Here is a 9,467-nt window from a genome sequence, read left to right as displayed (position 1 = left end):
GTCGGCGAGGCCGCGTTCCGCGACCTCGCGCTCGGCGAACGCCGTCGCCATCTGGCTCCGCCCGGCGTTGCGGACGCACATGAACGTCAGGGTGATCGTCGGCTCGGTCTCTTCGCTCCCGTCGTCGGGTCCGTCGGTGGGTTCGGTTCGTGTCATGGGTGTCTAGTGGTCGTGTTCGTTGATAGCGGTTGGCATCGGCGATCATCGATGTATGGCGGTCAGCGAGTCGACTCGGCGATCGCCTCAGGAGTCGGGGTTCGAAGCGACGCGTGAAGCCCGGCTTCGGCGACGTTTCGGCCGTACTCGGCGGTCCGTATCAGGCTGTCGAGGACGGTCGCGAGCGCGTATCCGTCCACGAGGTCGCGGCCGTACAGCTCGCGGTCGAGCTCCCCGGCGGCCTCGACGACCGCCTCGCCGTCGAGGTACGAGTCGGCCGCCCGCGCCGGCCCGACGTTGTACGCCTCGTCCGCGTACCGGACGTGGCCGCCGTGTTTGTCCGCGTCGCTGTAGACGGCGACCGTGTCGACGCCCAGCTCCTCGCAGGCACGCATCACCCGCACCGCGATCTCGCCCCGGTTGGCGACTAGGACTTTGTCGAACATTCCTGTACGTCCCTTCTAACAAGTCCTACCTGATTCTGTCGGTCCGGAACGAGCGCCCGGGCGGGCGAAAGGGGCGGAACGGGCTCCGCGGGGGCCGGTGACACACCGTCGAACGGGACGATTAAGACGGTGCCGGACGGGACGAACGAGTATGTTGGACGCAGGAAACCCGTACGTGTTGCCGTCGGCCATCGTCGGGGCGGTCGTCTACCTCGGAGTGACGGCGCTGACGGACGCCTCGCTGCTCGTTCGGCTCGGCGTTCTCCTCGGGATCGTCGGCGTCGTCCCGGTCGTGCTCAACCGGGCTCTCGGCGGGGGCACCGAGACGGACACGACGGATGCGACGGAATCGACTACGGATCCGGATGGGGGGGCGGACGACCCGACGCCGTCGACCGGCAACGATCGGAAGACGAACTGATCGGGTCACGCTCGCCGACCACACCACGCTCGCCGACGACTCGATATCGCCCGGTTCAGGAGCGTTGGATGGGGATATATACAGGGACGTATCCGGGAGATGAACGCTTAAATATCTCCTTTCATACTAGTTCGTATGTCGAACGACCGGCGGTCGACGGGGACTGTTGATGAACGCCGACGCCGTCTCCTCGCGGGAGCGGCGGGCGGGCTGACGGTCGGCGCGCTCGGACTCGGGGGGACCGGGAGCGCGGCCGCGGCCGACGAGGACACGCTAACGATCATCCACGACACGCACTTCCACGGCCGCTTCGAGGACGCGGACGTCGAGACCCTCGATATCGCCCGGTACCAGACGCTCGTCGACGAGCTTCGTGCGGAGTACCCGAACGCCATCTACCTCGGCAACGGCGACGACCTCGCACCTTCGGTGCTGGGACTGGAGTTCGAGGGCGAACACATGATCGAGGCGCTCAACGAGACGGACATCGACGCGATCGGCGCCGGGAACCACGAGTTCGACTTCGGCGTCGAGGTCGCCGAGGAGCGCTTCGAGGAGTCGACGTTCCCGTGGGTGATCGCCAACCTGCTCACGCCCGACGGCGACCCGGTACCGGGCGCGGAGCGCTGGACGACCGTCGAGACGGCCGACCACACCGTCGACGTGTTCGGAATGGGAACGAGCGGGTTCCACGACATCACCGACTACCCGGACGACTGGCAGGTGCTCGGCTACGAGGAGGCCGCGGAAGACGCCGTGGAGGCGTTAGAAGCGGAGACGGACTTCATCGTCTGTGCGTCCCACGCCCCCTCCGGTGCGCATTCGACGATCGCGAGCGTCGACGGCGTCGACGCGGTCGTCGGCTCCCACTCGGGGATCGTCTTCGACGAGCCCGACGAGAGCGGGAACGGCGTCATCGCGGAGTTCGGTGACGAGTTCGACCACATCGGTCGACTGACGTTCGAGGTCGACGACGCGGCGCTGACCGACTGGGAGCGGCTCGATCTGTACGACTCGGCGGCGCTCGACGAGGAGGCGTACCCCGAGGAGACGGACCACCACACGCCGGTCGACGTCCAGGACGTCGGGCGGACCGAGGAGCTCGCCGAGATCGCGGACGGGTACCTCGACGAGCTGGAGGAGCGGCTCGGCGAGCCGGTCGTCGAGAGCGAGGTCGAACTCGACGCCACCTTCGCTAACTACGAGAACGAGACGGCGTGGGGGAACTTGATGACCGACATCATGCGGTCGGTGGACCGGATCGTCGACGTGGACCGTGAGATCGAGGTGGCGGTACAGAACGCGGGCGGCATCCGCTCGAACGCCACCTACGGCCCCGGTGACATCACCGGCAGCGACGTGATGGACATCCTCCCGTTCCCCAACGAGATAGAGGTGTGGGAGGTCGAGGGAGCCACCATCCGGAACTACCTGGAGTGGGCCACACGAGCGATGCCGGACGACTTCGGCGCACAGCCCGCGATCCAGGTGTCGGGCCTCTCCTACGAGTGGAACGGCCACGACGACGACTGGGAGCAGGGGGACGACGGCTTCCCGGATGGCGGCGTGTACGAGATATTCGTCGGCGGCGAGCCGCTCGACGAGGACGAGACGTACCTGCTCGCGACCAACGACTTCGAGGCGGGTCGCAGCCCCATCGCGGAGGAGGGCGAGCTCGTCGTCGAGTCCGGGCAGTTCCAGGGTCCGTTCACCATGGACTACCTCGAGGCGGAGACGGAGACGGTCTCGCCGGCGGTGGGACACCGCATCGTCCGCGTGGACGAGGACGTGGGCGACGCCGCCCTCGCCGCGGACAACAGCGTCACGGCGACGTTCCCGGTTCCGGAGGGCGCCGAAGTGGTCGTCGACGACGGGTTCCGTGCGGTCTCGCGGACGCAGGAGGTCGCCGAGGCGACGGCGGTCGAGGTCGACGGCGACGAGGTCGTCGTCACGTTCGACGCCGATGATCTCCTCGGCCTCGCAGCGGTCGATGACCCACGCGTCCGCGTGTACGGTCACTTCGACCCCGACGACGCCTACTACGGCTATGAGGACGGGGACGGCTACGTCGATCTGCCCGTGAACCCCAGCTACGAGTTCCACAAGCTGAAAGCGTCCGTCTCGGACTCCGATCTGGAGGCCGTCGCCGGCGCGCTCGAGGACGACGAGGATACTGCTGACGACGACGGCGAGGAGGCCGCAGCTGACGACGACGAGGAGGAGGGCGTCGAGGACGACGTGCCCGGGTTCGGGCCCGCAGCCGGGGCGGCCGGCATCGCCGGGGGCGCGTACCTCTACAGCAAGTACGGCGCGAACGGCGACGAGGCGTCGACCGACGACTGACCGGTCCCGTCCGTCGACGACCCGAACCGCCAGGGTTCGGACGGGGAAACCGGGTCCCGTTGAACGGTATTTATCCGTGTTTATGGATATATAATCCAATTTATCCCCGTTACTAACTATTATATGTCCGCGTTCGTGAGTATTCTACATGGGAGAGAGTCCTACACAGGGGGAGATCGACGAAGGACGACGGGCCGTGCTCGGCGCGACCGCCGGCGGACTCGCGCTCGGCGCGCTGGGAACGGGAACCGTCGGAAGCGCTGCCGGCCAAGAGGGAACGGTGACCGTCATCCACGACACCCATTTCCACGGCCGGTTCGAGGACGACGTCGCCAACATCGCGGAGTACTGGTGGCTGATCCAGGAGCTCCAAGCGGAACACGAGAACACGCTGTTCGTCGGAGCCGGAGACGAGTTCTCGCCGTCGCTCGCCGGGTCGTGGTTCGAGGGCGAGAACGTCGTCGAGGCACTCAACGAGATGGAGCCCGACGGGATCGCCGTCGGCAACCACGAGAACGACTTCGGCGACGACCGGATGAAGGAGCTGTTCGCCGATAGCGACTTCCCTTGGCTGGCGACGAACCTCGCCGCCGAGGACGGCGAGAGTCCGTATCCGGAGACCGAACAGTGGGTAACGACCGAGGTCGGCGGGGTGTCGGTCGGGCTCCTCGGGTTCGTCCCGCGCGGCTGGGCACCCGACGACGGCGTCAACCTCGATCTGGCCGAGTCGACGCAGGCGGCGATCGACCGCCTCCGCGAGGAGGAGGGCGTCGACCTCGTCGTCGCGGGCTCACACCTCGGCGGCGAGTCGCCGAAACGGACGCTCGCACGGGAGGTCGACGGGCTCGACGCGATCGTCGGCGACCACTACGCGACGATCGACGAGGAGCTCCAAGAGATCGAAGGGACCGCGATCTCGCTCGCCGGCGACGAGTACGACCACCTCGCCACGCTGACGCTCGAGTCGGACGGCGGCGTCGTCGACCGGACGCTCTACTCGCTGGCGGAGATGGAGCTGGAAGCGGACGAGGCGATGGCGGCGATCCGCGAGGAGTACAACTCGATCCTCGACGAGGAGCTCTCGGAGGAGATCGCATACGCGGGCCAGGACCTCGACGCGCGGTTCGACTCCAACTACAACCTCGAAAACGAGTTCGGGAACCTCGTCACGGAGGCGATGGCCGAGCAAACCGACGCCGACGTCGCGATCCAGAACGGCGGCGGGATCCGGTCGAATCGGATCTACGAACGGGGGCCGATCGAAGCCGGCGACGTGTACGAGATCCTTCCGTTCCCCGACCCGGCGGTGAAGCTCGAGATCACGGGGGCGGAGCTGAAAGCGACCCTGGAGGAGGCCGTCGCGGTGCTTCCCGGCGCGAACTTCGGCGCACAGCCACAGATACAGGTCCACAACATCCACTACGACTGGTACGGGCTGGAGGAGCCGGTCGTCGAGAACGTCCACGTCGACGGCGAGCCCGTCGCCGACGACGACACGTTCACCGCCACCCTTTCCGGCCCGAACTTCGGACGGTGGCAGTCGGCGACCGGGAACGAGGACCTCGCGCCGGCCGAAGCCGGCGAGGAGACCGACACCATCGGGAACCTCGTGTACGACCACATGGCGGCGCTCGGCTACCTCCAGCCGAAGCTGCACAACCGGATCCATCGCTTCGACGAGGACGCGGGCGAGCCGCTCGACGTCTTCGAAGAGGGGCACGACCTCGTCCTCGCGTACCCGGAGCCGGAGCACTCGCTTGCCGTCCACGAGCAGACGTTCTACGCTGTTTCCCGGCACGGGAACCGGATCGACGCCGCTGGAGTCGATGTCGAGGACGGCGAGGTCCACGTCGCGTTCGATGCCGGACAGCTCGAGACGCTCGCGACCGGGCCCGCGGACCCGACGATCCGGGTATTCGGCGGCTTTGACCCCGACAGCGACGGGTACGACCTCGTCCCGGACGGCGAGTCCGAGCCGCTCGAACTCCCGGTGGCCGCGCGGTTCGACTACTTCGTCATGCGAGGGGAGGTCGATGTCGACGCGCTCCCGCTCGATCTCGGTGCGGACGGATCGGCCGCATCCACCGACGGTGAGGGAGACGGCAGCAGTGGAGGCGGCGACACCGACGGGGACGGCGGCACCGACGGGGACGGCGGCACCGACGGGGACGGCGGCACCGACGGGGACGGCGGCTCAAACGGCGACGCTAGCGTCGACGACGAGGTCCCCGGGTTCGGCCCTGCCGCCGGGGCGGCCGGCGTCGCCGGTGCGGCGTACCTCTACAAGGAGTACGGCGCGGACGACGACGAGGAGTCGATCGACGGATAACTGGCGTATCGTCGAGGATTCGACGAGTCGCCACGGAACGGTGACCCCCTCGGATCCGTCGCCGACGTACTCTTTGCCGTCAAACGCCAACCAACACACACGACACGAATGAGCCTTCCCGACCCAGAGACGGTCCCGCGCCGCGAGTTCTGTAAGGCCGCCGTCGCGCTCGGCGGTGTCGCCGGGTTGAGCGCCTGCCTCGACGCTGGCGGCGACGGTACCGACCCCGATGCCGATGGATCCCTCGCCGACGTCCCCACCGGCGACCCCGAGGGCGCCCCGTCGCGCCAACACGCGTGGAACGACGTCCTCGAGCGCGACGAGAACGGGAACGTCGTCGCCCCGACACACCACGTCCTGCGAGGGCTCTCGGTCTCGTCCGACCTCGTAGACGTCATCGGTGGCGGCGACACGGCGGCGCTCGACGACGCTCGACGGCGGTTCGAGGACGCCCTGACGGATCTCGAACGCGCCTTCGAGCGGTCCAACGAGGGGCTGTTGTTCACCGTCGGCTACGCTCCGGCGTACTTCGATCGGTTCGACAACGGGGAGGACGGCCCGGCGGGCGTGGAGCTCCCGGAGCCGACGGCGCTCACGTCGATGGAGGACCCGGAGTTCGACGCGGCGGACGTGCTCGTCCACTTCGCGAGCGACAGTCCCGAGGCGGTGCTCGCGGCGGAGGAGGCGCTGTTCGGCGACGAGTCCGCGGCGAACGGGATGTCGGTGACCGACGTGACCGACCTGTTCGAGCCGGTCGACCGCCGAACCGGGTTCCTCGGGCCCGGACTGCCACGGGAGCGGCGTGACGTTCAGGGCGTCCCCGACGACGCGCCGATCCCGGAGGAGGCCCCGCTGTTCATGGGGTTCAAGAACGGGTTCGCCGGCTCACAAGCGCCCGAGGACCGGGTGACGATAGACGAGGGACCGTTCGCCGACGGGACGACCCAACACGTCTCGACGCTGCAGACCCAGCTGAACGCGTGGTGGGACCAAGAGAACCACCACCAGCGCGTCGCCAAGCTGTTCAGTCCGACTCACGCGGCCGAAGAGCGGGTCGGCGAGTGGGGCGAGAAGCTCGGGTCCGCCCCGAGCGTCACCGATCTGCCGGAGGACGCCCTCGAGTACGCCCGCGAAGAGGGCGTCGTCGGTCACGCCCAGAAGGCGGCTCGGGCCCGCGACGACGACGGGACGCCGCCGCTGCTCCGCCGGGATTTCCCGACGACTGACGGCGATCACACGGGGTTACATTTCCTCACCCTGCAGGAGTCGATCGCCGACTTCGTCCGCGTCCGCGACGCGATGACGGGGGCCGACCTCGCCGACGAGAGCGGCGTCGGCTCCCGGCTGAACAACGGGATCCTCCAGTACGTGTTCGTCCGACGGCGGGGGAACTACCTCGTCCCGCCGCGGGCGCATCGATCGCTACCCGATCCGCAGCCATGACACCACCCAATGACGACCGAACACACTGACCACGACGGAAGCGCGCGACACTCGAACGGCCGGCCGGGCGACGCCTCCGGGCCACCCGTCGGCGACCGCCTGACTCGACGACGCGTTCTCGGCGGCGTCGCGCTCGGAACCGCGGCGCTCGCCGGCTGTGCCGACGACGACGACGGCGATCCGGATCCCGCGGACGACGGAAGCGAGCCGGACGACGGCGACGGATCGTCCGATGGTGGCGACGGGGACGGGGTCCCCTCCCTCCCGTCGGTCGATGACCCGCCGGACGCGACGTACATACCGACACACTTCGAGGCGATGCGTCACCTCGACCCGATCCGCGCGGGCGAGTTCGAGGTGGAGCCGATGGTCACGTACCCCCATCAGTTCTGGAACGTGACGGGCCGGGAGGTCGTGTCGGCGGAGCCGGGGAGCGACGACGATGTCCACCTCATGGTGGCCGTTCGCGACCCCGAGACGGGAGCGGTCCTCCCGGCCGAGACGGGGTTAGAGCTGAACGTGGGACGCGAGGGCGAGTCGAAAACCCCGCACGCGCCGTGGCCGATGATCTCCCAGGAGATGGGGTTCCACGTCGGTGACAACGTCCCGCTCGGCGAGAACGGCACCTACGAGGTGGAGGTCCGGGTCGGGAGCATCGACGCCCGGCTCACCGGGGAGTTCGCCGGGCGGTTCGACGAGCCCGGCCGTGGCTCGTTCACCGTCGAGTTCGACCAGGCGTTCCGCGACGAAGTCGTCGGCGGGATCCACTACTTGGACGAGGAGCACTGGGGGCGACACGGCGCGCTCGCGAACCACATGGCCGGCGGACACGGCGATGGGGACCATCACGGCGACGACGGCCACGACGGTCACGGTGACGACGGTCACGATGGCGACGACGAGCACGACAACGGCGATGCCGACGACGGGCATAACGGCCACAACGGTCACAGTGGTCACGACCACCGTGGCGAGGAACGATGGTCCGTCGGCGAGGGCCACCATCGCTTCGGGACGTATCAGCGTGGCCCCGACGAAGGCGAGGTCCCGCTCGCGGAGGACCTCCCCGGACGGCTCCTCGGCGAACCGAGCGTGGCCGACGCGCTGTACCCGGCCACGGTCGTCGACCGCGGGTCGCGGTTCGTCGACGGCGACGAATTCTACCTCGCGGTGTCGCCCCGAACGCCGTACAACCGGCTGATGCTCCCGTCGATGGCGCTCGGCTACGAGATCGAACGCGACGGCGAGGTGGTCGCCGAGGGGTCGCTTCGGGACACGCTCGACCACGAGGTGGGGTATCACTACGGGACGCCGATCGACGACCTGTCGGGCGGCGAGGCCCTGTCGGTGACCGTCGAGACTATCCCCAACGTCTCCAGACACGCCGGCTACGACACCGCGTTCAACGAGCCCGGAACCGCCACCTACACGATCGAGCTCCCATGACGGACGACGAGACGACCCGGTTTGGAATCCGAGACGGACGGCGAGGGGTCCGTTTCGTCTCGGCCGCCGTCCTGCTCGCGCTCGTCGTCGCGCTCGTCGGAGTCGCGCTCGGAGCCGGCGGGGCGGTCGCCGGGGACAACGCTGCAGTGCTGGAGTTCGAACCGGACGAGCTGTCGGTCGACCCGGGCGACACCGTCGAGATGGACGTGACGCTCCGAAGCCACGGGTTCGCCGGTCAGGGCGTCGGATCCATCGAGCTCCAGATCGACTACCCGTCCGAGCACCTCACGGTGACGCATGTCGAGCCCAACAACTGGTTCGAGGACGCGCCGGACGGCGACCAGATCGGCGAGGGACAGTCGGACACGACGGTCCGCGAGCGGACCGTGTTCGCCGACGAGAACGGCGCGGCGCTGTTCGAACAGTCGCTCGTCAACCCCGAGTTCGGCGTGATCGGGACGGCGACCGTCGCGACGGTCACCGTCGAGGTGAGCGAGGACGCCGACGCGGCCACGGCGCGGCTTACGACCGATCGAACCGGCGTGTACCCGACTCGTAGCCAGTACTCGCAGCCGACACCCACGATGTGGGCCGATCTCCACATCGCCGGTGGCGGCGACTCCGTGGAACCGGCGTTCGTGGAGGACCCGTTCGCCGACACCGATTCGACGGAGTCGGATGACGACGGGAGCGACGGGGACGATGGAAGCAACGCGGACGATGAAGGCGACGCGGACAACGGAGGCGACGACGGGGACGGCGGAACGGACGCGGGTGATGGTGGCGACGCGGGCGGCGAAGCGGGAGCCGACCCGGAATCGTCCGGTGACGACGCCGACGACGACGTGCCCGCACCGCTCGGAGCGGTCGTGCTCGGCGTCCT

General features: G+C 68.6%; 7 protein-coding genes and 1 pseudogene. 6 read left to right on the top strand and 2 right to left on the bottom strand.

Features of this window, described 5'->3' with window-relative positions; genetic code table 11:
• Together ACFQEU_RS07130 and ACFQEU_RS07125 are read right to left on the bottom strand one after the other, a co-directional pair.
• The coding region (locus tag ACFQEU_RS07130; protein WP_465261119.1) for an arsenate reductase/protein-tyrosine-phosphatase family protein at nt 1-156 on the bottom strand (156 nt) is incomplete at its 3' end.
• 122 nt (nt 157-278) lie between these two features.
• A pseudogene (locus ACFQEU_RS07125) lies at nt 279-602 on the bottom strand (biotin carboxylase N-terminal domain-containing protein); the annotation flags it as partial.
• Nucleotides 603-753: 151 nt separating this feature from the next.
• Here ACFQEU_RS07125 and ACFQEU_RS07120 point away from each other — a divergent pair.
• The 6 genes from ACFQEU_RS07120 to ACFQEU_RS07095 form a co-directional block, all read left to right on the top strand.
• Nucleotides 754-1,023 (top strand): hypothetical protein, encoded by a 270-nt coding sequence (locus tag ACFQEU_RS07120; RefSeq protein WP_379780684.1) that lies wholly within the window; start codon nt 754-756, stop codon nt 1,021-1,023.
• Nucleotides 1,024-1,158: 135 nt separating this feature from the next.
• On the top strand, nt 1,159-3,366 hold the full coding sequence (locus tag ACFQEU_RS07115) for a bifunctional metallophosphatase/5'-nucleotidase (RefSeq protein WP_379780682.1): 2,208 nt from the start codon (nt 1,159-1,161) through the stop codon (nt 3,364-3,366).
• Nucleotides 3,367-3,514: 148 nt separating this feature from the next.
• Nucleotides 3,515-5,695 carry a bifunctional metallophosphatase/5'-nucleotidase gene (locus ACFQEU_RS07110; RefSeq protein WP_379780680.1) on the top strand — a complete coding sequence of 727 codons (2,181 nt, stop codon included), beginning with the start codon at nt 3,515-3,517 and terminating at the stop codon, nt 5,693-5,695.
• 108 nt (nt 5,696-5,803) lie between these two features.
• A complete protein-coding gene (locus ACFQEU_RS07105) occupies nt 5,804-7,138 on the top strand; it encodes a DUF7405 family protein (protein WP_379780678.1) in 1,335 nt (444 codons plus the stop codon).
• A 9-nt stretch (nt 7,139-7,147) separates the two neighbouring features.
• The gene (locus ACFQEU_RS07100; protein ID WP_379780676.1) at nt 7,148-8,584 is read left to right on the top strand and encodes a DUF7350 domain-containing protein; all 1,437 of its coding nucleotides are present in this window, start codon (nt 7,148-7,150) and stop codon (nt 8,582-8,584) included.
• A partial coding sequence (locus tag ACFQEU_RS07095) for a cohesin domain-containing protein (protein ID WP_379780674.1) occupies nt 8,581-9,467 on the top strand: 887 nt, incomplete at its 3' end. The genes ACFQEU_RS07100 and ACFQEU_RS07095, both read left to right, overlap by 4 nt.

The organism is Halorubrum tibetense, from assembly GCF_042661865.1.
In the GTDB taxonomy this organism is placed as follows: Archaea; Halobacteriota; Halobacteria; order Halobacteriales; family Haloferacaceae; genus Halorubrum; species Halorubrum tibetense.
This window is presented reverse-complemented; position numbering and strand designations above follow the sequence as displayed.